The organism is Microcystis sp. M53602_WE12, from assembly GCF_030065455.1.
In the GTDB taxonomy this organism is placed as follows: Bacteria; Cyanobacteriota; Cyanobacteriia; order Cyanobacteriales; family Microcystaceae; genus Microcystis; species Microcystis aeruginosa.
In genome coordinates, this window is the sequence record NZ_JASJFB010000171.1 from 1 (window position 1) to 1,723 (window position 1,723).

Annotated in this window: 1 protein-coding gene; it reads right to left on the reverse strand. The window is 38.4% G+C overall.

Annotation, left to right across the window (positions count from 1 at the left end; all coding sequences use genetic code 11):
- Positions 1 to 4: 4 nt before the first annotated feature.
- A complete protein-coding gene (locus tag PX482_RS06620) occupies positions 5 to 1,408 on the reverse strand; it encodes a metallophosphoesterase family protein (protein WP_288093577.1) in 1,404 nt (467 codons plus the stop codon).
- Between the last annotated feature and the right edge of the window lie 315 nt (positions 1,409 to 1,723).

Consider the following 1,723-nt stretch of genomic DNA (forward strand, 5'->3'; position numbering starts at 1 on the left):
ATTGTCACAACACAAATTTCACAAAAAAGGGATGACCGCTCTTTTTAACTTGATTAAGTTGACCCCAATTTACCCCATCATTAGAGGTGTAAAAATTAGCACCAGAACAGCTATTTGAGGATAAACCTGTAGGACAAGCATAGTCAAAAGTAAGAGAGTTACCCCCTACTTGGGAATAGACTGCACTTCCTTGGGTGCCATATAGTCCGGGAGCATCTTGTAACCAGAACTTGACCTGTTCTCCGGGGTTAATCTGTTGAGGAGGACTGACAACATAATAACCGTGTTCATTAGTTGCAGGTTTAGTTAAGGTTAAGGTTGACTTTCCTTGAGTGTTATCAATACTAACATAACAGGAATAATCCATTGACATCGAGGAAATTACTGAGTCCGGCGGGGCAGCAAAAGGAACAATTTGATAAGAATTATTCTGCTTTATTACTTGACAAACATTACTTTGGCAGGTATCTGTATCAATCACAGCAAAAGTAAAGGTTTGTGGGGGAACATCGGGACTGGAAGGACACTCAAACCCATCATTAACATATTGAACAAAGCCATTAGTTATACCTAATTTCGGAGCGTGGGTATGTCCTAAAACGATTAAATTTGAGTTAGATTCTAAAGCGGATTGTTGAGCAAACCAAGCAATATAAGTTCCACTTAAATCAGCGATCGCCGATTTGCCCGTAATCATTTCACCATTAGTACATCCTCCCCAATCAGCAATCCACTGATCTTGTAAACCACTATATATCTGTTTAGCATCTGCCATAGTTTTTGTTTGGCCATTCGCTAAAATAATCGGCTCATTTTCCGGTATTCCAGTTACTTTAATTATGTAATCAAGCACGGCACTGACTAAGTTACCTGAAGTAATGAGAGAACCAACCGAGGAAACCAAACCACTTAAATCGATTCCGTTAGGATTACCTTGTCCCGATAAATCAGCAACAGTTTGTCCCGGAGTAAGGGTGTTGTTTAACATATAACCTATAGCTCGGGTAACAAAATGACCAACAGGTAAAGGACTCAGGGAAGATTGAAGATCGGGAGCATTAAACATGGTAAAAATGTTACCATGAGTAAAAGCCATTTTTTGTCCATTGCTAGAGGTGACATAATAAATCGTATCTGAACAATATTTGATCTTGTAATTAGCTGAGTTTTGAATGTTATTTAAGTCATTTTGAGTGACATTCATGTCATGGTTTCCATTGACATAAGTTACATTCCCTTGGAGAGCAGTTAAAGCTTGACTTAACTTTCCCGTTGCTCCAAAAATATTAGGATTGGCGTTAATTATATCAACGGTAGCCGGAGGAGTAAAATTAGGCGGATAAGTCCAAAAGTCGAACAGATCACCAAGTAAAATTAGCTCCTGAATAGAGTCAGCGTTATCAATCACATAATCTAGAATCGCTGACTAATACGGTTCATGAAAACTTTTTTGATACCAATTAGTAGGGACATTCGTGCCAATATGTACGTCACTTAAGACAACAATTTTATTCTTTGCCATGATAGATTTTCTCTCCTTGTCAAAAAGTAAAGTGGTTGATATTCCTAGAGCAAAATTTATATAGGGTCTGCTGAATAAATCTAAAAACCTTGTTGGATAAGACTTTTGGACTTTTTTCCCCTCAAAAAGTGCCAGCCATTGCGGGGATCGGGGGAAAATTCAGGTACTTTTTCCCTGAAAATTAGGTAGTTGACCACCTCA